At 67.7% G+C, this 26617-nt stretch carries 18 protein-coding genes and 1 tRNA gene; 9 read left to right on the top strand and 10 right to left on the bottom strand.

What is annotated here, in order from left to right:
• The coding region (locus tag AB1824_06515; protein ID MEW5764614.1) for an ABC transporter permease at positions 1 to 396 on the bottom strand (396 nt) is incomplete at its 3' end.
• 302 nt (positions 397 to 698) lie between these two features.
• Here AB1824_06515 and AB1824_06510 point away from each other — a divergent pair.
• Positions 699 to 2255: a tetratricopeptide repeat protein gene (locus tag AB1824_06510; GenBank protein ID MEW5764613.1), complete on the top strand. Its 1557-nt coding sequence runs from the start codon at positions 699 to 701 to the stop codon at positions 2253 to 2255.
• An 846-nt stretch (positions 2256 to 3101) separates the two neighbouring features.
• Positions 3102 to 4490 (top strand): polysaccharide deacetylase family protein, encoded by a 1389-nt coding sequence (locus AB1824_06505; protein ID MEW5764612.1) that lies wholly within the window; start codon positions 3102 to 3104, stop codon positions 4488 to 4490.
• A gap of 113 nt (positions 4491 to 4603) precedes the next feature.
• On the opposite strand, the gene AB1824_06500 is transcribed toward AB1824_06505, so the two are convergent.
• Together AB1824_06500 and AB1824_06495 are read right to left on the bottom strand one after the other, a co-directional pair.
• Positions 4604 to 5428, bottom strand: coding sequence for an NYN domain-containing protein (locus AB1824_06500; protein MEW5764611.1), 825 nt, complete (start codon positions 5426 to 5428; stop codon positions 4604 to 4606).
• A gap of 150 nt (positions 5429 to 5578) precedes the next feature.
• Positions 5579 to 5767, bottom strand: a complete 189-nt coding sequence (locus AB1824_06495; protein ID MEW5764610.1) for a DUF2892 domain-containing protein — start codon at positions 5765 to 5767, stop codon at positions 5579 to 5581.
• Between the two features lie 121 nt (positions 5768 to 5888).
• Between AB1824_06495 and AB1824_06490 the strand changes: the two genes are divergently transcribed.
• The 3 genes from AB1824_06490 (at position 5889) to AB1824_06480 (ending at position 8715) form a co-directional block, all read left to right on the top strand.
• Positions 5889 to 6590, top strand: a complete 702-nt coding sequence (locus AB1824_06490) for an endonuclease V (GenBank protein MEW5764609.1) — start codon at positions 5889 to 5891, stop codon at positions 6588 to 6590.
• Between the two features lie 27 nt (positions 6591 to 6617).
• The gene (locus tag AB1824_06485; GenBank protein MEW5764608.1) at positions 6618 to 8228 is read left to right on the top strand and encodes an aspartyl protease family protein; all 1611 of its coding nucleotides are present in this window, start codon (positions 6618 to 6620) and stop codon (positions 8226 to 8228) included.
• 133 nt (positions 8229 to 8361) lie between these two features.
• Positions 8362 to 8715, top strand: a complete 354-nt coding sequence (locus AB1824_06480) for a PilZ domain-containing protein (protein ID MEW5764607.1) — start codon at positions 8362 to 8364, stop codon at positions 8713 to 8715.
• A 116-nt stretch (positions 8716 to 8831) separates the two neighbouring features.
• On the opposite strand, the gene AB1824_06475 is transcribed toward AB1824_06480, so the two are convergent.
• Both AB1824_06475 and AB1824_06470 read right to left on the bottom strand, forming a co-directional pair.
• Positions 8832 to 9416, bottom strand: coding sequence for a TIGR00730 family Rossman fold protein (locus AB1824_06475; protein MEW5764606.1), 585 nt, complete (start codon positions 9414 to 9416; stop codon positions 8832 to 8834).
• 23 nt (positions 9417 to 9439) lie between these two features.
• Entirely contained in the window at positions 9440 to 11299 is a 1860-nt protein-coding gene (locus AB1824_06470; protein MEW5764605.1) for a M3 family metallopeptidase, read from the bottom strand.
• A gap of 215 nt (positions 11300 to 11514) precedes the next feature.
• On the opposite strand from AB1824_06470, the gene AB1824_06465 reads away from it, so the two are divergent.
• Positions 11515 to 14166: an OPT/YSL family transporter gene (locus AB1824_06465; GenBank protein ID MEW5764604.1), complete on the top strand. Its 2652-nt coding sequence runs from the start codon at positions 11515 to 11517 to the stop codon at positions 14164 to 14166.
• 205 nt (positions 14167 to 14371) lie between these two features.
• Complete coding sequence (locus tag AB1824_06460; GenBank protein ID MEW5764603.1) at positions 14372 to 15163, top strand: histidinol-phosphatase HisJ family protein; 792 nt, start codon at positions 14372 to 14374, stop codon at positions 15161 to 15163.
• Positions 15164 to 15166: 3 nt separating this feature from the next.
• Here AB1824_06460 and AB1824_06455 read toward each other — a convergent pair whose 3' ends face one another.
• Positions 15167 to 15649 carry a DsrE/DsrF/DrsH-like family protein gene (locus AB1824_06455; protein ID MEW5764602.1) on the bottom strand — a complete coding sequence of 161 codons (483 nt, stop codon included), beginning with the start codon at positions 15647 to 15649 and terminating at the stop codon, positions 15167 to 15169.
• Positions 15650 to 16296: 647 nt separating this feature from the next.
• On the opposite strand from AB1824_06455, the gene AB1824_06450 reads away from it, so the two are divergent.
• Both AB1824_06450 and queG read left to right on the top strand, forming a co-directional pair.
• On the top strand, positions 16297 to 20196 hold the full coding sequence (locus tag AB1824_06450) for a carboxypeptidase regulatory-like domain-containing protein (GenBank protein MEW5764601.1): 3900 nt from the start codon (positions 16297 to 16299) through the stop codon (positions 20194 to 20196).
• Between the two features lie 518 nt (positions 20197 to 20714).
• Positions 20715 to 21797 carry a tRNA epoxyqueuosine(34) reductase QueG gene (gene queG / locus AB1824_06445; protein MEW5764600.1) on the top strand — a complete coding sequence of 361 codons (1083 nt, stop codon included), beginning with the start codon at positions 20715 to 20717 and terminating at the stop codon, positions 21795 to 21797.
• Positions 21798 to 21870: 73 nt separating this feature from the next.
• On the opposite strand, the gene AB1824_06440 is transcribed toward queG, so the two are convergent.
• The 4 genes from AB1824_06440 to AB1824_06425 form a co-directional block, all read right to left on the bottom strand.
• A complete protein-coding gene (locus tag AB1824_06440) occupies positions 21871 to 24690 on the bottom strand; it encodes a TonB-dependent receptor (protein ID MEW5764599.1) in 2820 nt (939 codons plus the stop codon).
• Positions 24691 to 24812: 122 nt separating this feature from the next.
• Positions 24813 to 25484 carry a hypothetical protein gene (locus AB1824_06435; GenBank protein MEW5764598.1) on the bottom strand — a complete coding sequence of 224 codons (672 nt, stop codon included), beginning with the start codon at positions 25482 to 25484 and terminating at the stop codon, positions 24813 to 24815.
• Between the two features lie 47 nt (positions 25485 to 25531).
• The gene (locus tag AB1824_06430) at positions 25532 to 26473 is read right to left on the bottom strand and encodes a ribose-phosphate pyrophosphokinase (protein ID MEW5764597.1); all 942 of its coding nucleotides are present in this window, start codon (positions 26471 to 26473) and stop codon (positions 25532 to 25534) included.
• Positions 26474 to 26499: 26 nt separating this feature from the next.
• Positions 26500 to 26574: transfer RNA gene (locus AB1824_06425), tRNA-Gln, on the bottom strand.
• Positions 26575 to 26617: the final 43 nt, after the last annotated feature.

Raw genomic sequence — 26617 nt, 5'->3', positions numbered from 1 at the left:
CGCCCGAACCCAGCGCCGCGCCGCCCCGCCCCGCGCGGAGGCCAGCGCCGCCGGAAGGGCCAGGAGTACCGCCAGGCCGAGCGCCGCTCCCGCCAGCCGCGCCGTTTGCGGCAAGGCCGCGGCCAGCTCCTCAGCCACCGGCCGCCGCGTCCGGAGCGAGACGCCCAGGCGGCCCCGCGAAAGGTCCCAGAGGTATCGGCCGTACTGCATGGGAAGGGGATCGTCCAAGTGAAGCGCACGCCGAAGCTCCTCCCGGCGCTCCGCCGGCGCCCCCTCGCCCAGCATCAGGTCCACCGGGTCCCCCGGAAGCGCCCGCCCCAGAAAGAACACGAGCGTCACCACCCCCAGCATCGCCGGGAGGAACAAGAGCAAGCGCCCCGCCACGTACCCCCGCATCGGCCCTCCGCCCCTCAAGTCTATCGCGAAGCCCGAGGAGGAACGACGGGGGCGTGGAACCGGCCCGACCTCCCCTCGCCCTGTTTCCCTGATTTGCTCCTTCCCTGGTTCCGTCCCTGGGGAGGCATCGACCGGCGCGAGCACCGGCCGCGCCGAAGGTCGCCACAGCCACCTTGACTCTGTACTCTTTGGAGACATACGCTCGACTTGCTTTCAAGCGGCCGAGCCATCGCGTACAGAGAAGGCAGTCAATGGCAAACGTGGCAACAGAATGAGGTGGTCCCGCTTTACTGAGAGGGGGTATGCCGAAGATGCGGAGGTTTCTGAGGCATTGTGTCCTCGTTGCCTTTTCGTTTCTGCTCTTGGAGGGCTGTTCGGGCCGACAAAGGCCTGCCTCGCTTTCGATCGGCGGTAGAACGTCTCAGGGCACGATCTCTGAACACTCAACCTCCAGTGAGAAGACCGCTGAAGAGATGTATCAACGGGGCCTAGACAGCATTTCAGGAAGGGGGATGTGTTCGGATCCCGAGCGAGCGCGGCAGTGGTTCGAGGAAGCCGCCGCAAAAGGACACCCCGGCGCAGAACTCGCTTTGGGATTGATTTACGCAGAGGGATTCGGAGTCGAGCAGGACCACGCAAAAGCCGCACTCTGGATTCACAGGTCTGCCAGCCACGGGAACAAGTGGGCGCAATCCAACCTTGCCAGCCTTTATTGGCAGGGGAAGGGTGTGCGCCAGGACAGGACACTGGCCTTTCAATGGGGTTTGAAGGCAGCACGAACGGGAGTGCCGGAAGCACAAGAGACGGTCGCGTGGTGCTTCAAAGAAGGAATAGGTACAGCGAAGAATCCGAGCGAAGCCGCCCACTGGATGAAGAAGGCGGCTGACGCCGGAAGACCCTCAGCACAGGCCACGCTCGGAGTCTTTTATCAAGTCGGATTCGGGGTGAAAGCAGATCCCCGCAAAGCCCTTGCTTGTTTTCAGAAGGCGGCTGACCAGGGATACCCGAGAGGCCAGTACAACCTTGCCCTTTGCTACTACTACGGTTCTGGCACCGAAAAAGACATGTCGCTTGCGTTCAAGTTTCTCAAAGGCGCAGCAGAAGGTGGCCACCGACTCTCTTTCGAATTGCTCGCATACATGTATAGGCAGGGTTTGGGTACGTCGCAGGATTTCGCCCAAGCCCGTTTCTGGTACGGAAAGGCCGCGGACCTGGGCAACCCTAATGCTGCTGTGGAACTTGCAGGGCTGTATGCGAGGGGACAGGGTGGACCCATAGACCTCCGGGAAAGTTACCGCCTGAACTGTCAAGCGGCTCTGACAGGGTTCCCCCTTGCCATGGCAAACGTGGGAAACGCCTTGTATACAGGATTCGGGGTAGACCGGAATCCAGCAGAAGCACTTTACTGGTTGCGCCTGGCTGCTGAAGCGCAGGAAATGGGAGCGGTGAATGATCTCGGGGATGCTTATGAAACGGGCCAAGGTGTTGAACCCGACATAAATAGAGCCGTCGCTTTGTACCAGATTTCAGCCCGCACAGGACATCCCTCAGGGGCGGTGAGCTTGGGGTATTTGTACATGGAGGGCAAGGGGGTGGCCAAGGACTGGGCAATGGCTGCCCAGTGCTTCGAATACGCATCCGTCAGGGAAGATCCCCGCGCTATGCGCCTCTTGGGGAAGATGGTCCTAAACGGTTGGGGAGGCCCTGCAAACCTGCCAGAAGCCTATATGTGGTTCAGGCTCGCAGAGCAGCGCCATGACCAGGAAGCTACGGTCCTTCTTAACGACCTGCTTCCTCAAATGACCGCAGAGCAGGTTGCGGCAGGCGAACTTGCTGCCCGGACTTGGAAGGAGCGATGAAGATCAATAGGGAGGAACGGGGTCAGGTCTTGTATTGCCACATTGTACCCGAACAGATTACTTCGCTCCCGGTGGTTTAGGTTCCCAAAGACAGGTTGAGCGTACCGCCTGAAAGAAAAGGGAGTCAAGGCAGCGGTGGCGCCAGGGTAAGGCCACGTCTCGGGGCCAGCGGAAGGGGCAAGGACCGCGGGGTTGCCTGCTTAGCGGCCGATGCTTGCATCGGCCGAGGGGCCGGTGCTCGCGAGCACGGGCCGCCACAGTGGGGGCCTTCGAAAGGGGGAGGGCGCGGAGGCCCTCCCCTACACCGCGAGCGGCGGGGTGTGGAGGTTTGTGGCCGCCATTGGCCGACCGACCGGAGGGAGGGAGGCGCGTCCCGACGTCGATGGGCCTAGGGCCAGGAAGGCGAGGCGCCCGCGCCGGAGGCGTACTGGATGTACGTTGAGGACGCGGGCGCCGAAGCCTGACGCCGCAATGGGGCCGTCGCCGTCGGTGGCGCATCCGGGGCGCCTTCGAAGGGCGTCCCGCCGGGGCTCCTTGGAACCAAGACCCGCGCCGCTCCCCCGTAGGGCCTCTTCGAAGGTAGGGCTGATCGTCAACGTGGTGGCTGCCCGCCCGAAGGGCGGACCGAGGGAGAGGGACGCGAGGAGAAAGATATGTCTTTCGACTCGCGAACCCGACCTCGGGAGGAGGCGCCGAAGGCGCCGGGCCGGATGGGGCGGAGGCAGGGGCATTTGGAAATGGGGAATTGGGATGTGGGAATGAGAAGGAGCAGGACCTCGGCGTCGGGCGACGCCTCTCACCTAGGCGGGCTTCCGCGGCTCAGGGGGACCCTGGTATGCTCGGCCCATGGCGAAGGAGCCCCGGGAGACCCCGCACTGCCACCGTCACCCCACGCGCCCGGCCCGCCGCCGCTGTTATCATTGCCGCCAGCCCATCTGCCCCGACTGCCAGCTCCGGCTGGAGGGCCACATTTTCTGCTCGGAGGCGTGCGCCAAGGCGGAGCGGCGTCGCACCCTTCTCAGCCGGCTCGATCGCCTGAACCGCACGGCGTTGGCGGGACGGTGGTTCCGCCTCCTGGGACTGGCTGCGCTTCTTGCCGCGGGCGCGGCCCTCATCTGGTTCTCGAGCCGCTGGGACCGCTTCGTGGAAGCGCCCGAGCCGCCCCTCCCCGTCTTCAAGGGCCTCAAGGAGCGCGGCCTCGACCAGGAGGGCCCGAACTGGGACTCCCCGGGCGCCGTGGCCATCACCGCCCCGGCCCCCGGCCTCGTTCTCCAGGAGAGCCTCATCCCCGTGGAGGGAACGGCCCCGCAGGAGGCCATGGTGGGCCTCTACGTGAACGGCCGCAAGGTGGACGTCCAGCTGGCCCCCGACGGGCGCTGGCGCTTTGAGGGAGTCCCCCTCACGGACCGGAGGTGCCTCCTCCAGGCCCGCTACTTCGACAACCGCGGGAACTCCTCCTTCAGCCCGGCGGTCCTCGTGGAGCTGGGCGCCCGGCCCGCGGCGGCACCCGTGGAGACCGCCGTGGTCCGCGAGATCCCCCTCAACGGTCTGAACCTATCCCGGGGACCGGCGGACCGCAGGGAGGTCTACCTGACCTTCGACGGCGGCTCCAACGCCAATTCCACCGAGGCCATCCTCGACACCCTGAAGGCCGAGGGCCTCCAGGCCACCTTCTTCCTGACGGGCGAGTACATGCGCCGGTATCCCGAACTGGTCCTTCGCATGGACCGGGAGGGGCACCTCGTCGGAAACCACACCTACAGCCACCCGCACTTGACCTCCTTCTCCTTCAACGGCAGGCAGGGGACCCTCTCGGGTGTCACGGAGGCCTTCCTGAAGAACCAGCTGGCCCGTGCCGAGGACCTCTACCGCCTCATCACGGGCAAGAGCTTCGCCCCCTACTGGCGGGCGCCCTTCGGCGAGTTCAACCGGGAAATCTTGGGGTGGGGGGCCGCCGCGGGATACCGCCACGTATACTGGACGCCCCGGCTCGACACGCTCGACTGGGTGGCCTCGCCCGAGGACCCCCTCTACCGGAGCCCGCGGCAGATCCTGGAGGGGGTCTTGAGACAGGCGGGGCGGGGTCCCGACGGCGTTTCGGGGGGGATTCTCCTGATGCACCTCGGCACCGAGCGCGGGTCCGCCGAACGGGCCGACTCGGTCCTGCCCGAGATGATCCGCTCCCTCAAGGCCCGAGGGTACGGCTTCGCCACCGTGGACCGGGCGGGACCCTAGAAGAGAAAATTCGAATTTGGAATTTGGAATTTCGAAATGAAAGAGAAAGAACCAGCCCGGCCGAAGGAGCAACGGGCGCGGAGGGACCGCACGGCGCCCGGAGCGGATCGGGCTTAGCGGCGGCGGCGCTTGCGCTTGGCGATCTTGGGCTCGGGGATGGGCTCGGCCTCCTCGGCCTCCTCCAGGTCGCGGCCCTTGCGGCCGAGGCTGATGGGGTAGATGCCGTCCACCTTCTTGCCGATGTGGATGATCTGATTTTTCTGGGCTTCGGCGAGGAAGGCCTTGAACTGTCCGAAGCCGAAGGTCTTCTCGTCGAAGGTCGGGGAGAGCTGGATCATCCTCTGCTTGAGGAGGGAGGAGTCCACGGCGCGGTCCTCGTCCTCCAGGAGGGCGATGGCCCGGGTGAGGAGGGCGAAGGCACCGGGGAGGTCCTTGGGGTCGGCGCCGGTGGTGCGGGCCGGGTGGTCCTCGGAGACCTCGCCGGGGGCCGGGATGTTGTCGTAGGCGAGGTACTCGTTGCAGTTGCGCATGACCACCGAGGAGGTGGTTTTCCGCATTCCGATGATGACGACCTTCTTGTTGTAGGCCTGCAGGCGCGAGATGAGGGGGAGAAAGTCGCTGTCTCCGGAGACGATGGCGAAGACGTCGATGTGCGCGTTGGTGAGGCAGGCGTCGAGGGCGTCCACGGCGAGCTGGATATCGGCGCCGTTCTTGTCTCCGCCGGCGTGGATGGTGGGCCGCTCCACGAGGTCCACGCCGTTCTCCGCCAGGACCTTGCGGAACTGGGTGAACTTGGCCCAATCGCCGTAGGCCTTCTTCAGGATGATGATGCCCTTCTCGCGGAGGGCGTAAAGGATCCGGTTGATGTCGAGCTGCCCGTTGTCGAAATCGATGAAAAGCGCGATCCGGGGCGGTGCGTCGGAATAGGCGGTTTGCACGTCGTATCTCCTTCGATTCCTAAAGATAACCCCTTCCCGACCCGGAAGGCAAACGGGGCGGGACCTCCCTGGGCCGGGCCGAGGGAGGCGTCGGAGCCGGGAGACGGCCAAGTCTCATCCCCGAGAGGGTATTTCGGGGCGGCGGGGCCTTTACTTTTCGCGGCAGGTGCTGATGCCGAGGAGGGAGTAAGGGGGGCACCAGCCCGAGAGGGCGGTGAAGAGGGGCACGGCGCCCACGAGGCCCCAGAGGGTCTTGGGGCCGACGAAGATCAGGCCGAGAAGGACGACGCCCACCACGCCCCGGACCGCTCGCTCGATCGGATGGATGTTGACGGTCATTCCACACCTCCCACTCGCCCTCTAAACACCGGGGGCCTTGCCCCTATTCGAGGCCGGGCGGGGTGAAAGAGATCCCCGGCCTCCCGGAACCCCTCGGGGACGCTCCGCGTATACTTCCTTCGTGAACGACCTTGCGGCGCCATCGGATCCCCGGTTCCGGCAGGCCCTCATGGAGCAGGCGCGCCTGCGCGCCCTGCGCCGCGAGGCGCCCTTGCCCGGGAAGATTCGCTACGTGGCCGGCGCGGACGTCTCCTGCGGCCTCCGGGGGCGGACTTTCTGGGGCGGCTACGCCGTTTGCGACATCGAGGAGGGATTCGCCGTGGCGGACTCGGCGGTCGTGCGGATGGAGGTGGATTTCCCCTACGTCCCCGGCCTGCTCGCTTTCCGGGAGGTGCCCGTCCTGGCGGAAGCCTTTGCGCTCCTTCGCGTTCGCCCCGACGCGGTCCTCGTGGACGCGCAAGGCACGGCCCATCCCCGGCGCTTCGGGTCGGCGGCCCACCTGGGCGTGGCCCTCGGCGTGCCCACGGTGGGGTGCGCCAAGAGCCGCCTCTGCGGAGAGCACAGGGAGCCCGGGCCCGAACGCGGGGCCTTTACTCCCCTCCTCCTGGACGGAGAAACCGTGGGCGCCGTCCTGCGCACGCGGGCCGGGGTGAAGCCCGTCTACGTGTCGCCGGGCCACCTCAGCGACCTCCCCACGTGTTTGGACCTCGTCCTGCGGTGTTCGCCGCGGTGGCGAGTACCGGAACCCATCCGGAGGGCCCACGATCTCGTGAACGGCGCGCGGCGCGGGGCCGCCCGCCGGGAGGGACGGCCCTCCCGATAACCCCCGCCTCCTCCGAGGAGGCCGACCATGCCCGCCTTCGTCCGCACGCTCTGGATGGCCGCCGCCCTCGCGGCCGCCTCCCCTTCGGCCGCTCAGGCGCCCTCCTCCGCGCCGCCCTGCGATGCCCTCGCCGGCCAAGGTCGCTGGCGGGAGGCCCTGGCCTGCGCCGATTCCGGGCTGGCCCTCTCCCCCCGGGACCCGGCTCTCTTGAACATCCGGGTGCGTGCGCTCATGGGCCTCTTCCGGTTCAAGGAGGCCGCCGACGTGGCCTTCCCCCTCCGGCCCCGCCGGCCCGACATGGCCTTCGCCTCCGCCGCCTGCCTCTTCGAGATGGGGCGGTACATGGAGGCCTTTCAGGTGTGGTCCTCCCTGCGGGCGGACCCGGAGTGGGCGGGTCCCGCCTACGAGCGGCTCGTTTCGGGCCTGGACGGGACGGGCCGCCATGAGGAGGCGAGGGTCCTCGCCCTGGAGGCCCTCGAGCGCCTGCCGGCGCCACCGCCCGGGCTGGTCTCGCTCGCCGCCTCGCTCCTGGACGACCCCGCCCTGTCCCTGGGCCTGATGGAACGCGGGGGCGGGGGAAAACCGCCCGACGCAGGCGGGATGGTCCCTCCACCGGCCGTCCTCCGGGCGGCCCGCGGTCCTCTGTGCGAGGCCTCCGCGAAGGGGTTCCTTCCCGCCACACTGCCCCTCCAGACCCTGTCGGACCCCGTGGACCTCTACGGCATCGCCACGCCCGGCGCGCGCCAGCCCAAGGGACCCGCCCCCTCGGCCCAGGCTTACGACCACGGGCTGTACAACCCCATGCCCCCGGAGGTCATGGCCTTCTCGGGGGCGGGGCTTCCTCAGGAATCGGCGGTGCGCCGGCTGGTGGTCTCCGCTCGCCTGGAGGGCAAGGGCCCCTACGCTCTCGCCCTGGATTCGTCCGCCTCGCTCTTGCTCCTGTCCTCCGGGACCGCCAAAGCCCTCGACCTCAAACCGCTGGGCGAGGGGGAGATCTCCGCCGTGGGGCTGGACGGGACCTTGCGCGGACGGTGGACCCTCGTGGACCGCCTGGAGGTGGGTCCGGTGAGTCTCCGCCGCGTCCCCGCTTTCATCCTGTCGGGCCCCGACGCCGCCGGCACCGCCGCGGGGGTCCTCCCGCTCTGGCTCTTGCGCCGGTGGGGGCTGGCCGTGGATCCCTCCCGCGGGTCCCTCGTCATCCACCCGCCGGGGACGCCGCCCGAGGCCGCCCTGGGCGCGGGCGCCGCACGCCTTCCCGCGCTCTGGACGGGAGCGGGGCTCCGCGCCGCCCTGGGCGCGCCCGAGGGCAGAAACCTGAACGTCCTTCTGGACGTGGGCTCCCCCTTCTCCTCTCTTCACCTGGGGCGCCTGGACGCCTTGGGTCTGTCCCGCCGAAGGGGCATGGAGAGGGACCGGGTGGAGGCGGGGAAGTTCGGGGTCCAATCCTGCGCGGTGCTCGAGGACCTTCCGCTGACCGCGGGCTCCCTTCAACTGAAGCTCTCCGCCCCCCGGGCCATGGACCTGGGGGACGCTCCGGATGCCCCGGCGGGGGTGCTGGGGCGGGACGCCCTCGATCTCTTCGTCCTGTACCTCGACTGGACCTTTGGGATCGCGGCGCTTCGTCCGGCCTCTCCCTGAGTCGGCCCCCACGCCCGGCCGTCTTGCCAAAATCTCCTTACTTCTTTAGGATGATGACCTTGCGCGCGCCTTGGAAGGGTCACCCAGCCGGAACGTTGGGGCCGGCGCGCGCGGAGAGGGCAGGGAGGAGATCATGGAGACGACGGAGGCCACGGAAGCGGCGGGAACGGACCGGAGGCGGTTTCCCCGGATCCCGACGCGGTGCGAAGTGGTGGTCAAGACGGCCTCGGGAAAAGCGGCGTTTCCCACGGCGTCCACGACCCGCGAGGTGGGACTCGGCGGCTGTTCCTTCCCGAGCCGCACGGCCTACGGCGTGGGGGCCCTCTTGCGGCTCTCCATCCTCCCGAAGAAAAGCATCATCGAGGCCACGGGCCGCGTGACCTACGAAATCCCCCAGAAGAACGGGACCTACGAAATCGGGGTGGCCTTCGTGGAGATTCACCCCTCGGACAAGCCCAAACTCGACGCCCTGCTCCAAGGCGAGTGAGGAAGCGAGGCAGGGGAGCAGGCCCGTCGGTTCGCCGCCCGGGACGCCAAAGGACGGCCGTGTCATTCCTCCTCACGCTCCGTGAGGAGAGCCGCCGGGCGCCTCCCTTCACGCCCTTACCGTTCGATCCACCTCTGGAGGTCCAGCGCCTCCTCGGGAATCCGGTATCCGACCAGAGCGTCCAGGAGCGCGGCGGGCTCACGCTCCACGAGCACCATCCCCCGGTGGACGGGCTTGAGGAAGCCTTCGGCCACGGCGTGATCCAGGAAGCCGACGAGGGGCGCGAAGTAGCCCCCCGCGTCGAGCAGGGCCAGGGGTTTGCGGTGGAGGCCCAGTTGGGCCCAGGTCCACACCTCGAAGAGTTCCTCGAGGGTGCCGAGGCCTCCGGGAAGGGCCACGAACGCGTCCGACAGGTCGGCCATGAGGGCCTTGCGCTCGTGCATGGAGGAGACCACGCGCATTTCCGTGGCTTCGGGGAGCGCCACCTCGAAGGTCATGAGGTGCTCGGGGATGACGCCCACCACGCGGCCGCCCTCCTCCAGGGCCGCCCGCGCCAGCGTTCCCATGAGTCCCACGTTGCCCCCGCCGTAGACGAGGGCCAGGCCCCGCCGCGCGAGGAGCCGGCCCAGCTCCGCGGCGGCCGCGGCGTAAACGCCGTTGGCTCCCTTGCTGGAGCCGCAGAAGACGCAGACCGAGTCCACTCCGCCTTTCTCCCCGGCCCGGATCATGGCTTGACGGGGCGCTCTCCGGTTTCCCGGAAGGTCCGGCCGATGAGGTCGAAGGTCCCCTGGAGAACCTTCGGGTCGTTCAGGTCGATGGAGAGGAAGTCCTTGAGAAGGGCGGCCGCTGGCCGGTCGAAGCCGTTGCGGACCATTGCGGTGTACTTGGCGGAGAAGCCCTCCGGGTCTTCCAGGTAGCGCTGGTAGTACGTGAGGGCGAGAACGTGGGCCACCACGTAGTTGACGTAGTAGGTGGGCACGCTCCAGTAGTGGTGCTTGCGGATCCAGTGGTCCTCGAGCCAGGGGTACTTCTGGAACCACACGTCGTAGGCCTTCCCCACGTCCACGCACGCCTTCCCGAAGCCCGCCTCGTCGGTGATCTCGCCCGAGGCCACGCGGTCGTAGGCCACCATCTCGAACTTGGCCCTTCTCGCGATCTCCCACAGGTACATCATCTCGTTGAGCGCGTCCTCCCGCACGTAGCGCCTGAGAGCCTCGTCGCCGGAGGATTTCAGAAGGCGGTCGCGCAGGAGCCACTCGTTGAACATGGCGAAGGACTCGGTCATGTATCCGGGGCCCTCTCCGTACAGGACGCTCTTCTTGTTGTTGAAAACGAGCTGGTCGTGGATTCCGTGGCCCGCCTCGTGGGCGATGGTGGAGACGTTGGTGAGAAGCCCCTGGTAGTTGTCCAGGAAGAAGCCGTGGTACCCCTCGCAGAAGGCGCCCTGGTCCCGGTTGGGGCCTCCCACGATGTCCATGCGGCCGTTCTTCGGATCGAGGAGGGCCTTGAGTTCCGCCAGGTATTCGGGGCCGAGCACGCCGAGGGCGTCGCTGATGAGGGCCACGGCCTCGTCGGCGGTGAAGCGGGGCTCGGGACCGTCGCCGGAGGCCAGGTCCATGTCCCAGATTTCGGGCTCCGCGCCGCCGATCCGGGGCCGCACGCGCTCCATCCGGAGGCGCTGGTAGGCCTGGTAGAGGCCGGCCTGGGCCTCGATCTGGGCGTAGAGGTTGTCGGCCTGCTCGCGCGTCAGGTACCGGTCGAAGAGGGTCTGGTGGTAGTAGGTCGGGAAGCCCCTCAAGGCCGCCTGGGCGTTGAGCGTCTTCATTTCGCGCAGGAGGGCGAAGCCCACCAGGTCGCGGATCTCGGCGAAAGCCGCGTAGTAAGACTCGTAGGCCCTCCGGCGGACGTCGCGGTCCGGGTGGCGGATGAGGGTTTCGAAGTCGCGGTGGACGTTGTAGGTCCTGCCGTCGGCGGAGATCTCGGCGAAGGCCGTCCGGTCGAAGACCTTCTGGAAGAGAACCTGCTGCCATGAATTGAGGTCCGGGTCCAGGCGGCTCAGGAGGGCCTCCTCGGAATCCGAGAGGGAGTGGGGGCCCTGGCGCAGGATGTCCTCGATCTGGTAGCGGAAGGCCGCGAGGCGGGGCTCCTTCGCGATCATGCCCTCCAGCGCCTCGGGGGTGAGGGCCTTGAGCTCCACCTGGAGGAAACTCGTCTGCGCGCCCGCCTCCGCCTGGAGAGCGAGGAAAGCCTCGTAGGCCGCGCGATCCGACGTGTTGACGGCGGCGCGGAACTCCCCGTAGGCGTAGAGTTTGACGAGGACGTCCCGCAGGTCCCGGTGGGCCTCCATGGCGCCGAGCAGGTCCCCCGGGGAGGCCAAGAGCCTTCCCTTGCGGGACTTCACGGAGGCGGCGAGGGCCCGCGCGCGCTCCACATCGGCCCCCCAGGCCGCCTCGTCCGGGTACATCCTGGACAGGTCGAAGCGGTACGCCTGGCGCTGTCCCCCGGGCAGGGGATCGAAGGCGGGTGCGGCGTAGGACGCGGCGGTGAGCCCGAAGAGGGCCAGGGTGAGCCAGAGCGCTTTCATGGCGAGCCTCCACGTGAGGCGAAATTGTAGCACGGAGGAGGAGAGGGGCATTTCGAATTTCGAATTTCGAATTTCGGATTTCGGATTTGTGAGTTGGAAGGCGGAAGGCGAAAGGCGAAAGATGAAGAAGGGGAATCGGGGATTGGGGATTTCGCGGTTTCTCCCAGGGTTGAGGTATGCTAGGGCGCGTGACTCTGGGAAGCGGGAGGGACGAGATGGCCGAGAAACCCCTGTCCACGACGGCGGAGGCGGCGGAGACGCGGGAGCGGGAATGGCTCGCGAAGGTCTATCGGGGGGGGCAGGAGAGGGAGATCACGGTCCGGTCCATCCTGCTCGGGGCGCTCATCGGCGCGGTGATGTGCCTCTCCAACCTATACGTGGGCTTCAAGGCGGGATGGAGCCTCGGCGTGACGATCACCGCGGCCATCATGGCCTTCGCCCTCTTCAAGGCGATCCGGACGGCCCTCCCCTTCTTCGTGAAGAAGGACATGGGCATCCTGGAGACCAACTTTCTCGTGACCATCGCCTCGGCCTGCGCCTTCATCGCTTCGGCGGGCCTGTCCAACGCGGTCCCGGCCCTGCTCATGGTTTCGGGCAAGGCGCTCCCCACCTGGCAGTTGGCGCTGTGGGTGGCGACGATCCTCTTCCTGGGCCTCTTCATGGCCATCCCCATGAAACGCCAGATGATCAACGTGGAGGACCTCAAGTTCCCCACGGGCTACGCCACCTCGGAAGTGCTCAAGGGCATGTACGCCGCGGGCGGGGACGCCGTGAAGAAGGCCCGGGCTCTCTTCGGCGCCCTGGGAGTCGGCGTCGTCATCGCGTGGCTGAGGGACGGGGTCCTCGGATTCCCCAAGATCGTCGGCGGACACGTGGTCAAGGAGTTCGGCGTTTGGCAGTGGCGGGGCTGGCCCCAGATCATTCCCGCAACGCTGGTCCCTCCCTCCTGGTCCCTTTTCGGAATGCCCCTCGGCCGCCTCACCCTGACCTTCGAGGGCAGCCTCATCATGGTCGGAGCGGGCGCGATCATGGGCATCCGGGCGGGGGCCAGCCTCCTGCTCGCGGCGGTGGTCGGGTACGGGTTCCTGGCTCCTCGGTACATCGCGAAAGGGGACATCCCCCACGATCCGCCGACGCTGGCGGCGGCGGCGGCCTTCGAGGGCGCACCCTCCATCCTCGCCTCGGAGGACGCCGTCTTCCCGCTCCGGGTGGAGGCCGGACAGACCCTGGCCTTCGAGATCGAGGAGCCGGGCCGCCCCTCCCTCCTGGTGGCGCGAACGTGGACCGCTCCCTCGGAGTATGGCGACGCGCGCGCCCTGGAGGCGGACCTCTCGGCGCCGCTCCTGGCCGACGGCGGGCCCAATCCGCTCTCCGGCGTGGTGACCGTGACGCTGGACCGGACCGCCAACCGGCTCCGGGCGGCCCTTGCCTCCCCTCTTTCCGGCCCGGCGGTTCTGCGCGTCGCCGCGGCGACGGAGAGACCGGCCCTCGCCTTCGAACCGGGAGCGGGCGCGCGCGTCCTGCGATTTCCCCTGACCGTGCCTGCAAACGCCAGGCTCGCCTTCGCCGCGGGCCAGGCCGAAGGCCCGAGAGGTCCAGTTCGCACCGAGATCCTCACGTTCGGCTGGAACCGTGACCGCACCTACGAGAGCGGAGAGGCCCTGCTGGCGGACCTGAACGCCGAGCGACTCCCCTGCGGCCGCGACAACCCCTTTCACGGGAAGATCGCCATGGAGATGGAGCGGGGGCGTCTCGTGGCCCGCGCCACGGCTTTCCGGACGTGGGATGCCTCCATCGAGGCCCAGGACACGGACGGGGGACGCCTGCTGGGGTTCGAGGCGGGACAGGCCCACCGCGTGCCCTACGGGGGGTTCCGGAACATCGTGCGGTGGCTCATGTGGCCCGGGGTGGCCATGATGGTCACGGCCGGCCTCCTCGCCTTTTTCATGCAGTGGCGCACGGTCCTGAGGGCCTTCTCGGGGCTCGCGGCCATGTTCCGGCCGAAGGGCGCGGCCTCGGGGCCATCCGACCCCCTCGCGTCGGTAGAGGTCCCCGGGTCGTGGTTCGCGATGGGGTTCCTCGCCGCCGGCCTCGTGGCCGTCCTTCTCCAGGTGTGGTTCTTCGGAATCCACTGGTGGATGGGGGCCCTCGCCGTCGTCATGTCCTTCTTCCTGGCCATCGTCGCCTGCCGGGCCACGGGCGAAACGGACATCACGCCCGTGGGCGCCATGGGCAAGATCACCCAGCTCATGTACGGAGCCATCGCCCCCGGGAACATGAGCGCCAACCTCATGACCGCGAACGTGACGGCGGGCGCCGCCACGTCCTCCGCCGACCTGCTTCAGGCCCTGCGGTGCGGTTTCATGGTGGGCGCGAGCCCACGGAAGCAATTCCTGGGCATGCTCCTTGGGGTGGCCGTCGGCTCGCTGGTGTCGGCGCCCGTCTACAATCTCCTGATTCCGAGCGCGGACGTCCTGGGCACGGACAAACTGCCCGCGCCCGCCGCCCAGACCTGGGCGGGGGTGGCGCTCCTGCTCTCGAACGGCCTCCAGGCCCTCCCGGTCTCGGCCCGCTGGGGCCTGTTCTGGGGGGGGCTGCTGGGCATCGTCCTGACCCTCCTGGAGAGGGCTTTCCCCAAGGCCCGGCGGTTCATGCCCTCCCCGACGGCCATGGGCATCGCCTTCGTCATTCCGGCCTTCAACTCCGTAAGCATGTTCCTGGGAGCCTTCATCGCCTGGATCCTGGAGAAGCGGCGCCCCGCCTTCGGGGAGGCCTACACCGTTCCCGTCGCCTCCGGGCTCATCGCCGGCGAGAGCCTCACGGGCATCGGCGTCGCCATGCTCATCGCCTTCGGCCTCATGGGCTGATTTCGAAGCGGCCCGCCGGCGCGACCGAGGGCGGCTGCGCCTCAGGTGGAGATATCCTGGGGGAAGCCCGATCCGGGTATTCACTCATCCGGAGGCCTTCCCGTCTTGCTGATTTGTCCTCTCAATCCGAAATCCGAAATCCACCTTTCAGAATCTCTTCGCGTCTCCCTTCCCCGCGCCCGCCTTCACCGCTATACTCGATGCCATGTACGAGGCCTTCGTCGACCACCACGTACACAGCCGGTTTTCCTGGGACAGCGAGTCGAGGCTGGCGGACCTGGTGGCCTCCGCGCGCCGCGTGGGGGTGGGCGGGTTCGTCCTGACGGACCACGTGGAATTCGACCCCCTCGACCCGGGCTTCGGCGCCTACGATTACGACCGGGCGCGGGAGGCCTGGGAGGGGGCCGTGGCCGTCGTGCCGGACATGAAGATCCGGTTCGGCGCCGAGGTGACCCACCAGGATCGGGCCCTGCCCGAGATCCGCGAGTTCCTCCATGAGCGGCGCTTCCACTGGGTCATCGGCTCGGTGCACTACATGGGGCGCGAGGAGATCGGCACCTTCGTGGCCCGGGCGGAGGGCGAGGGGATCCCCCTGGAGGACTGCCTGGCGGACTACTTCCGCGCCTGCCGGCGCACCGTGGAGAGCAATCTCTACGACTGCCTCGGCCACCTGGATTTCCCGAAGGGCTATTCCCGGCGGAAGCACGTCGTGACGGGAGAATTCTGGATGAAACACTACGGGAGGGCCATCCGCGAGACCCTCACGGCCTGCCTGGACATGGGCGTCTTTCTCGAAGTGAACACCGGGGCCTACAGGAAGGGATTCAGCGAGCCCTACCCTGGATGGGCCATCCTGGACGCCTACCGGGACCTGGGGGGCCGGGAGGTGGTCCTCTCCTCCGACGCTCATCGCCCCGACGACGTGGCGACGGCCTACGGGGCCGTCGTCCGGGAACTGGCCCGGAGGGGCCTCGCCGTGCGGAACGGCGTGGTCTGAACGTCATCCCAGCGTGATGATCTGCCCGCCGAGGCCTGCGTTGAGGGCCGCGGCCGCCCCGGCCACCTCGTCCACCTCAGGGATCAGAGCCGTCCGGTCCAGGCCCATGAGTTCCAGGGTTGTGGAGCAGGCAACGACCCGGGCCCCCAGTCCTCGGGCCGCGCGGAGCCCCTCCTCCACGGACGAGACCCCTCGGCGCCCGAGGATCCGGCCCAGTGCCCACGGGCCAAAGCCGGCCAGGTTGAACCGGCCCATGCGCTGGCGCCCCGAGTGATCCCGGTTGACCCGGCCCAGGAGGCGGGCGAGGAGGGGGCCGGACGGCCGGGCTTCGGGACGCTTCAAGAAGTTAAGCCCCCAGAAGGAAAAGAACAGCCAGACGGGGCGCCCGGAGGAGGCCGCCGCCAGCGCGAGGTTGCAGGCCGCGAGGCCCTTTTCGAGGTCTCCGGACAGGACGAGCAGGACAAGAGGCGGTCGGGCGACCTCCATGAACACCTCCGGGCGGACCGGGGAAACGCGGACCGCGCCACCGATTCTGCCGGTCCCGGCCCCTTTTGACAAGGCGCGGATCCAACCCGGATTCCGTGAGGAAACGGTCGAGCCTGGTCCGGCGCGTGAGCCTTTGCCAAAAGAAAGGGCGGTTCGCCCGGAGAGGTCTTGCGGGCCCACGAGCCGGAACGGCGTCTCTGCTCGAACCCCGACGCGGGATGGGCTTGGGTGGCCCGCTCAGCTCTTCCAGGCCCGACGGCTCGCAGGAGGAGCCGAAAAGAATTCCTGTGGTGAGGACCTGCTCTGGCGCCACCGAGCGCCCATCTGCCCTGGCGAACGCCAGCCTGGGGCAAACGCTGGTCTGGGGGCCTGGGCCTCCCGTGTACCCCGTACACTTTCCGGGGTGAATTGCGGACACAGCCCCAAATCGGTTTATTTTCAGCCTGTTAGGTTCGGACTCAAGGACCCGGTCGGAGCCCCGCGTACACCGTTCTCACCATCCAACTTTCTCCAAGCGAGCTTCCTCTTTATCTATCAACAGGTTAGACGGCCACCCGCTCTGGCACACCCATTGCTTATTCTTCGGCGTTGGGGAGTCTACCATTCCGATTCACAAGAGGTGGCGTCAAAAAGGGGAGGTAAGGCACATGCGGAGGAGTCGCATCCTAGTCGTCGTGTGTTTGGCGGTCGGGCTGCTCACAGCCCTGTGGACCCCGGCCCAGGCCCTCAAGAAGGGCAACCACTACCTGGACGATCTTCAGATGTCGGCCGGCCAGGTCCATGTCCAGCCCCTCTTGATGCCCGTGGACGCGGTCCGTCAGGACCCGATCCTCGCGGCGGAGCCGGGCATTGTCCCCCTGTTCGAGGGATGGGACCGATTCCTTTCGGACAACGGGACCTCCTGGACGGGCTATGTGGAGCGCCGGACCGGTGCCTTCGCCTCCATCGAGGGGCAGGGAATCCCGTGGATTCCCGGCCAGGGCAACTCTCTCCGCCGATCGGACATCCGCGAGATCCTCGGCGCCAACGGCAAGGTCACCCGCCAGACGCTGGTTCGCCAGGCCCGGGCCTTCCTCGAGAGGTATCCCGAACTCCTCACCGTTCCCAATCAGGAACTGGTCCTCAACGAGGGAGCCACTTCTCACCCGGCCGACTACCTCTGGTTCGTGCAGTTTGACCGCACCTACGCCGGACTCCCGGTGGAAAAGTCGTACGTTGTCTTTCGCGTCAACCACGGGAACCTGGTCCAGTTCGGCGGGGAGTTCCTCGGGCCCATCACCCTCGACACGACCCCTTACGTGTCCCTCGAAACGGCCCGCGAGATCCTGGCCGGCTTTGTGGGCGGCTTTGAAGACGGGGACGAGTGGGTCAACGACGGAACCCTGAGCATCCTTCCCGCGGCCCCCGTTTCCGACGAGGGCGTCTTCAACGGGAAGCCGGGCGACGGCGTCGCCTGGAGGCTCGTCTACACGCTGGCCTTCCGTCGCCCCGGCGTCATGGGGACGTGGCAGGCCAAGATCGATGCCCACACGGGCGAGATCCTCCTTTTCGAGGACGCGAACGCCTACGGCTCCGTCACGGGCGGCATTTACCCCAACTCCTACCTCGACACCGAGGTGATCCGGCCCCTGCCGTGGATCACCGTGACCAACGGCACGACGAAGTACACGGACCTGGGAGGCAACTACGCCTTCACGACGGGCACGGCGACGGCGGCCCTCACGGGCAAATACATCAAGGTCACCGACTCCTGCGGAACCTCGTCCCTGAGCACCTCCACGGCCCCCGGCGACCTGGCCTGGTCCAAGTCCACCGGGACCGACTGCACCACGCCGGGCGTGGGCGGTGCGGGCAACACCCACGCCGCGCGCTCGACCTACTACCACCTCACGAACTGGAAGGTGAAGGCCCAGGGCTGGCTTCCCTCCAACACGTGGCTACAGGCCCAGCTTACCGACAAGGTCAACCTGAACCAGACCTGCAACGCCTATTGGGACGGCTCCACGGTCAACTTCTTCAAGTCCGGCGGCGGGTGCGCCAACACGGGCGAACTCCCCACGGTGTTCCTCCACGAGGCCGGCCACGGCCTGGACACGAACGACGGCAACGGCTTCTCCCCCGACAAAGGGACGGGCGAGACCTACGGCGACTCGGTGGCCTTCCTGATGACCCACGATTCGTGCATCGGGACCGGCTTCTTCACCGACGGCTCCAAGTGCTCCGGCTACGGAGACGCCTGCACCACCTGCACGGGCATCCGCGACGTGGACTACGCCAAGCACGTCTCCGCGACGCCCCACACCCCGCTGAACTTCATCAAGACGAAGTGCCCCACCTCCTCGACCTACAAGGGCCCCTGCGGCAAGGAAGGCCACTGCGAAGGGTACATCGGCGGCGAGGCCATCTGGGACCTGGCGGCGCGTGACCTGCCCGCGGCGGGCTTCGATTCGGCCACCTCCTGGCAGATCGCGGACCGGCTCTTCTACCTCACCCGCTCCACGGCCGGCGCGGCCTTCTACTGCAACACCTCCACCTTCGCCTCGGACGGGTGCGGCACCTCCCACTACTTCACGGTCTTCCGCGTCGTGGACGACGAGGACGGCAACCTCTCCAACGGCACGCCCCACGCCGCCGCCATTTACGCCGCCTTCAACCGCCACGCCATCGGCTGCTCCACGGTGGTGAACACCAACTCTTCCTCTTGCCCCACCCTCAGCCAGCCGGTCCTCACGGCCACCGCCGGCTCGGGATCGGTGGCCCTCTCCTGGGGCGCCGTGACCAACGCGTCGACCTACTACGTGATGCGCAACGAGATGTCCTCCACCGCCGGCTTCACGATCATCTCCAAGCCCACCACGACCTCCTACACGGACACGGCGGTGGCCCCGGGCATCACTTACTACTACACGATCCAGGCCGTGGGCTCCAACGCCTCCTGCTTCAGCGCCCTCGCCGCGGTGAAGAGCGCCACGCCTTCGGCGGGCGCGACCTACAGCATCTCCGGAACGGTGTCGGGCGCCACGGCTTCGGGCGTGACCATGAGCCTCACGGGAGCCGCCACCGCGACGACCACCACCGACACGAGCGGGAACTACACCTTCAGCGGCCTCGCCAACGGCTCCTACACGGTGACGCCGAGCAAGTCCGGCTACACTTTCTCGCCCACCAGCATCGCCGTCACCATCAGCGGCGCCAACCAGACGGGCAAGAACTTCACCGCCACGGCGGTTCCCACCTACAGCATCAGCGGCACGGTGAGCGGCGCCACGGCCTCGGGCGTGACCATGAGCCTCACGGGAGCCGCCACCGCGACGACCACCACCGATACGAGCGGGAACTACACCTTCAGCGGCCTCGCCAACGGCTCCTACACGGTGACGCCGAGCAAGTCCGGCTACACCTTCTCGCCCACCAGCATCGCCGTCACCATCAGCGGCGCCAACCAGACCGGCAAGAACTTCACCGCCACCGCCGTGGCCGGCGACACGCCCCTGACCAGCGGCGTGGCCGTGAACGGCTCCGTGGCCTACCAGGCCTACGCCCACTACGACATCACGGTGCCCACCGGCGCCACCGAACTCAAGGTGGAGCTCTACAACCTCACGGCGGACGTGGACCTCTACACGGGCTCCCCGACCCTGGGCAACCCCACCACGTCGAGCTACACCGGCCGCTCCTGGAACAGCAGCACCACCAGCGAACTGCTGACCCACACGAGCCCCGCCGCCGGCACCTGGAACATCGCCGCCTACGGCTACGCCGCCGGTTCCTTCACGGTCAAGGCCACGGTGACCACCGCCTCCGCCACCTACAGCATCAGCGGCACGGTGAGCGGCGCCACGGCCTCGGGCGTGACCATGAGCCTCACGGGAGCCGCCACCGCGACGACCACCACCGACACGAGCGGGAACTACACCTTCAGCGGCCTCGCCAACGGCTCCTACACGGTGACGCCGAGCAAGTCCGGCTACACCTTCTCGCCCACCAGCATCGCCGTCACCATCAGCGGCGCCAACCAGACCGGCAAGAACTTCACGGCCACCGCCACGGGCGGAGAGGTGACCCTCTTCTCCGACGGCTGGGAATCCAGCACCGGCTGGGCCCAGGTGGACACCTCGGGCACGGCGGGCACCTGGTCCCGCGTGACCTCCGGAACCTATCCCACCTGCTCGGTTCACGGCGGCACCTATATGGCCAAGTTCAACTCCTATACGGCGGCCAGCGGCTCGGCCACGCGGTACTACCGGACCACGGGCTTCGCGATCGCCACGTCCTACACGACCGTGACCCTGAAGTTCTGGATGTACCACGACACCGGCTACTCGACCTACGCCGACAAGGTTCAGCCCCAGGTCTCCACCAACGGCACAACCTGGGTGAACGTGGGCTCCGCCATCAACCGCTACGACGGCTCCACGGGCTGGAAGCAGCACTCGGTGGACATCACCTCCTACAAGGGCCAGACGAGCCTGCGCGTGGCCTTCCTCGGCACGAGCGCCTACGGCAACAACATGTACCTCGACGACATCACGGTGGTGGCGCAGTAAACCGCGCCTCCGCCTGAATGGAAAAGGGGCGCCCTTCGGGGCGCCCCTTTTTTTCTGGCTCGTCTGGAGAATCTGTGCAGGCCCCTGAGCTGAATCGCCGTCCGCTGAAGGCGGATGGCGGCGTCCCGGCGCCGGTGAGCCAGATGCGCGAAAGGCGAACGGGCGGACACCGACTCGTACTTGGGTACGTGGAGCGTGTCCGCCCGCGAAACCTGACAAAGCAGATGGTCCGACGCCGCCGGCGCGCTCATTAGAGTGGGGGGGAGGCGAACGGAACCGAGCCAGGCAGGCCGGCCCGCCCGAAGGGCGGCCGGGCGGGAGAGGCGCCGGGAGGAAAGGCGCAGGGAAGACCGCCTGATGGCCCTCCTGCGATGCCCTCCGAAGAGGCCCTTGGTGAGGAGGGCAGCAGGGGACGCCTTTCGGACCGGCGCCTCCCGCCCAAAGCCAGGCGCACCCAGCGCTTGGGCGGCATGCCCCGCCCTTCGAGACGCACAGATTCGCGAGAGGAGCCTTTTTTCTTGACCGGCTGGCACTTGGAGTGCATGGCGCGGGCCCCGGTCCTCCGCGCCTCCTGCCGCAACGCGCCCTATATTTTCTTCATGGAAGGTCTGATCCGAGAGGTGCTCACCACTTTGAGATCATCGCGACTGCCTCTGGCGGGGACGGCAACGCCGGACCTTCCAGACCGGGACCGGGAGGCCCTGCACCGCTGGGTGTCGGAGGGACGGTATTCAGGAATGGGCTACATGGCCCGGACGGCGGCCTGGCGTGCCTCGCTCCCCGAGTGGCTTCCCTGGGCCCGGGGCCTGTTCGTGGCGGCGCTCCCCTACAACACCTCGAAAGCCTTCTCCGCCCACGCCATCCGGAAGGGGGGCGCCTGGGTCTCCCGCTACGCGTGGGGGCGCGACTATCACCGCGTGATGGTCTCCCGCCTCCGTCCGGCGGCGCGACTCCTCGAATCCCGCGGCTTTCGGACCCGCATTTGCGTGGATTCGGCGCCCCTCCTGGAGCGTGCCTACGGCGTCAAGGCCGGGCTGGGCTTCGTGGGAAAGAACGGATGCCTCATCCACCCTGATTGGGGCTCCTACCTCTTCCTCGGGGAGATCGTCACGGACTTGCCGACGAAGGACACGGGGGCCTTGCCGGATGTTTGCTGGGGGTGCGAGCGGTGCATGCGCGCCTGTCCAGCCGGGGCCTTCGCGGCGCCCTACGTGCTGGACGCCAGGCGCTGTCTTTCCTACTGGACCATCGAGCACCGGGGGGCCTTCCCGAGGGAGGCGCCCCGCCTCAAGGGGCACCTCTTCGGCTGCGACCGCTGTCAGGAGGTCTGTCCCTTCAACCTCGAGGCGCCCCTTGCAGAGGAGCCCGAGTTTCTCCCCAACCAGGGCCTCCTGGCGCCCCCGCCGGGGGAGGTCCTCGGCTTCGACCGTTCCGAGTGGGAAGCCCGGTCCGCCGGCTCGGCCCTCCGCCGCGCCGGCTTCGAGGGACTGCGACGGAACGCCGCGCGCATCCTCGAGGAACGGGCTCCCCCTTCGTCGCCCGGTTTCTCGGCCGAGGCGCGGAGGAGAACGGTTCCCCAGAAAGGAAGCGGGGGGGCCTGAGCCCCCCCCTTCCCCTACCGACCTTCCTACTCACCTACTCACTTACTCACCTACTCACCTACTCACCTTCTTTTCAAAACGCCCAGCGGAAGCCCGCGGCCAGCGCCCTCGGCTCCGTGCGGGACCTGGTCTTGCCCCAGCCAGGGTTTCGCCGGAGAGGCTCCGAATAGGTGCTCCGCGTGTCGTAGTACGTCTCCTCCACCCGGAATTCGACCTGGTCGTTCAACGCGTTGAAGGCGTCCACGAAGGCCGTGAGGGTGGAGCCTTTGATCTGGAAGGTGTATTCGGCGTGGAGGTTGAGGGTCAGCGCCGAGGGGAGGCGTCCCGCCGTGCCGCGCGGAACCTGGAGCAGTTTTCCGTACCCGACCTCCTTCTTGGGCCAGTCGTAGATCTTGTACATGGGCCGTCCGGTGTCGAAGCGCAGGGTCCCCCCCACGAGGAGCCCGCCGTCGAAACGGTACCCCGCCACGGCCTTGAACTGGTGGGTCCGGTCCGTCGGGAGGTAACCGTACCGGTTGGCGATCCAGGCCGCGGAGGGGATGTCCCACTCTTTGGTGGCGTTGGGCGCCAACTCCGGGATCCCGCGATCGTACCCCGCGGCCGTGTTGCCCCTCAGGCGGGACCACGTGTAATTCGCGTGGAGAAACCAGCGGTCCGCGAAGCGCTTGTCCAGGAGGAGTTCCAGGGCCCCGTACCGCCGCCTTGGCTTCGGAAACCGCACGTAGTCAGGCAGGACGCTCCTCCAGGTCTCGAGAAGGGGGGTGCTCTGGTGGCCCGGGTTCATGACCATGAGCCGGATGGCCCCCGTGGAGGGATCCACGTAGCCCACGGTCTCCAGAAGGCGGTTGAGGTCCCGGTACACGGCCCGCGCCCCGAGGACAAGGTTGGAGCCGAATTGGTGCTGGAGCGTGACCGTCCACTCGTCCTGCGACTGGTTTTTCACGCCCCCGAGAGCGAAGGCGGGGACATCGCTGTAGATGGCGTGGGCGGTCTTTACGCCGTTCACGTACGTATCCTTGTAGGTGGCGTGGCCGGCGTCGAGGACCCTGGACAGGTACAGGGGGACGCGCTCGTAGTAGCGCCCCCAGGAAAACGACAGTTTGGATCGGTCATCGCCCGTGAAGTCCCAGGAGACGGCCGCCCGGGGGGAGAGGTTCGTCAAGGAGAGATCGTTCCCTCTCTCGCTGTCCAGACGGTTTCTTTCCCAGCGCAAACCCGCCGTCACCGTGACGTCCTCGACGGGATTCCAGCGGTCTTGAAGGAACAGGGCCCCGTAGAAACCCCTCTCCCGGATGGAAGGGTCCTGGAGGTAGTTGACGTACAGCTCCTGGTAGGCGTCCGGGTCCGTGAGGTCCGGGGAGATCTGCTTTCTCAGTTGAACGAAGAACCCGCCCGTGTACCCGCTGGTCTGGCTCCAGGTGGCCAGGTCGGCCTCGAAGCCCGCGAGCCACTCGTGGGATCCGAGCCGACCGCCCTCGGGCGTCCAGGTCATGGCGGCGCCGATCTGCCGGGTGCGCCGGTCGTCGATCGTGAACCGTCCGAAGCCAGCCGAGACACCCAGATCCTGATCCCAGTCCTGGCTCACGTACAGAGGGCGGCCGTACCCATCGGCCCCGGAGTCCCAAGGTTTCAGATCGTCCCGGCGGTGCGTCGCTCCCGCGTGGGCGTCCAAAAAGAGGCGCGGGGAAAGGGTCGCGGTCCAGCGGAGGACCGCGTTGGCGGACCCCTGCAACCTCCGGCTCTTCCGGGATTCAGGAAAGAGCGTGACGGCGGTCCCCTCGTTGAGGTGCTGGCGGGAGGGGTCTCCGAAGAGGCTCAACTCCAGGCTGTGGCCGTCGCGCGGCCGGTAGGTCAGCTTTCCGAAAAAGGTGGTGGTGCGCCAAGTCTTGTCGTAGTCGTAGGCCACCCCGAAGACCCTGCCGTCCCGGGTGTTCTGGAGGACGTCCTGGCCCCTGTCCTCCTCGTTCTTGAAATAGGGGTTGGCGCCCACGTAGTACCAGAGGCGGTCCTTCACGATGGGGCCGGAAACGCTGAATCCGGCGTCCACGGCCCGCCACGGCCGTCCCTCGGTGATCTCGAAGTCGTTGGAATTCTCCCGCGCCGTCCAGCCGGCCCCGGTGGTCCAGCCGAACACCTCGCCGTGGAACTCGTTGCTTCCCGACCGCGTGAGCAGGTTGATGAAGGCCCCCGTGGACGTTCCCTTGGAGGCTTCCACCCCGAAGGCCTCGGTGCTCAATTCGTAGAGAAACGCGTGGTTGAGGTGGGTTCCGAAGGTGCCGGTCACGGGGTCGTTGAGCGTGAGGCCGTCGATGACGGTCACGTTCTCGATGCCCGTCGCCCCGCCCACGGCCGGGTTCCCGGAGAGGCGGGAGTGGGTGGCGGTGGGCGCGAAATAGAGCAAGGTCTGGTAGGAGCGGTCTTGAAACTCGCCCAGAACGGGCATGGATACCGTCTCCTCCCTCGTGAGCGTGGCGGGAACGGCGGCCTGCCTGGGCGTGACCGGCCGAAATCCGTCCACGGTGATCTCCGTACTCCCGGCTCCGAGAAAGACGTTCAGTGTGCTCGCCGTCCCGGAGGTGATCACGATGTCCGAGAGGGAGAGGCGCGCGCCCTCCTCGGCCGTGGCCAAAAGACGGTAATCCGTGCCGGGCGGCAAGTTCGGGAGCAGGAACCGGCCCCCGGCGTCCGTGACGGCGGTGCGCTCTCCCTGGAGCGCCGGCCCGCTCAAGACGACGACTACTCCCGGCTGCGGGGTCCCGTTGGGCGAAAAGGCGAATCCGGACAAGGAACCGACGGTGGTTTGCGCCGCCAGTCCCTGGAAAACCATGAATGCAAGCAGGAGAAGGACCACAAAACGGACCTTCCCCGCCTCGCTTTGCGCGGAATGGATCATGACCGCCTCCTCCCATGTGTTCTCGGCGGTGTGCAGTCCATACCAGCGGTCTCGGGCGGAAGGCCGTCCGCCCCGATCGCGGGTTCGATGGAAACGACTTGGCGCGGGAAGCGGGCCGGATACTAAATCCGGAGGGGGAGAAGGAGGGGGGTTCGGCCGACGGGGTCGCGGGCCGACAGGGCGGCTTTCCGTCGCTCGGATCGGGCCGCGCGCCGCCGGTCCTCCCGCCCGTCCTGCGGGCCGCCCGGACCGGGAAGAACGGTGGCGCCCGTGAGGGCGGGAGAGGGGTCGAGGATCCGCCCCGCGCCGGCGGATTCCAATGCGCCGGAAGGTCTTGCGCCGTCCGTTTGGAGCCAGAGTTCGCCCCTGGAGCACACCGCTCGGGCCGCCGGCGATTCGCGGTCGCCCACAACCCGGAAGACCCGGCTCGTCGCCCAGGTATCCTCCCGGCCGCCTCGCCCCACGCGCAGGACGATCCGGGCCACCTCCCCCGGGACGCGCGGGAGGGAGAGGACCCGGTGGGTCTGGAGAGGACTGTCGGATTCGGTGAGGCGGAACCTTCCCCAGGCCGGGGAACCGCACTCGAGGAGGAGTTCGTATTCCTCCACGTCCGCCGGCAAGGGGTCCCAGGAAACGGGAAGGGGATACCCGGGGAAGACATGCCCCTCGCAGCCGATCCGAACCCCGTGGGGGCCCCCCTCCGCCGGGCTCCCCTCCCGGGCGCGGACGTCCATCGCCATGGCGCCGAGAAGGAAGGCCGCGAGGGCGCCCGCGGCGGCGGTACGACCGGTCATCCAGAAGCCCCCCCGAGGCGGGACCCGCTCTGCGGGTCGCGGCGGCATCAAACGAAGAGAGAAGAAACCGAGGACTCGTCGTGGATGCGGTGGATGGCCTCCCCGAGAAGGGGGGCCACGGAAAGAACCTCGATCTTCGGGCAGCGCACGATCTTGTCTCCGATGGGGATCGTGTCGGTGACGAGCACGCGCGTGATCTCCGAGGCGTTGAGCCGGTCCACCGCCGGACCGGACAGCACGGGATGCGTGCAGGCGGCGTACACGGCCCGGGCCCCCTTGCCCATGAGGGCCTTCACGGTCTCGCACAAGGTGCCCGCCGTGTCGATGATGTCGTCCACGATGAAGCAGCTCTTTCCCTTCACGTCGCCGATGACGTTCATCACCTCGGCCACGTTGGCCACCTCGCGCCGCTTGTCCACGATGGCGAGCTGCGTGCCCAGACGCTTGGCGTAGGCCCGGGCCCGCTCCACCCCGCCGGCGTCCGGGGAGACCACCGTCAGGTCGGGAAGGCCCATCTTGGCGATGTGCGCGATCAGCACCGGGGCCGCGAAGAGGTGATCCACGGGGACGTTGAAGAACCCCTGGATCTGCGCCGCGTGCACGTCCACGCAGATGAGCCGGTCCATCCCCACGGCCTCGAGGAGGTCCGCCACCATCCGCGAGGTGATGGGAACGCGCGGCTTGTCCTTCCGGTCCTGGCGGGCGTACCCGTAGTAGGGGATCACGGCGTTCACGCGCTGGACGGAGGCGCGTTTCAGCGCGTCCATGATGAGCAGGAGCTCCATCAGGTTGTCGTTCACGGGCTGGCACGTGGGCTGGATCACGAAGACGTCCCGCCCCCTCACGTTCTCCAGGATCTGGCAGTAGTTCTCCCCGTCCGAGAAGTCCGTGAGTTTGATGTTCCCGAGGTGAATGCCGAGGTAATCGGCGATCCGGTCCGCGAGTTTGGGGTTGCCACGACCCGAGAAGACCACGGTCTTGTCGTCCATCGCCTTTCCCTTCTCCCACGTGAGGGTGGCTGGGGAGGGTGGATTCGAACCACCGCATGCCGGTTCCAAAGACCGGTGCCTTACCGCTTGGCGACTCCCCAAACCGGTCGGAGCCTACCCCAAGGCAAGGGTACCCACATTCTT

The organism is Acidobacteriota bacterium, assembly GCA_040752915.1.
GTDB lineage: Bacteria > Acidobacteriota > UBA4820 > UBA4820 > DSQY01 > JBFLVU01.
This window is presented reverse-complemented; position numbering and strand designations above follow the sequence as displayed.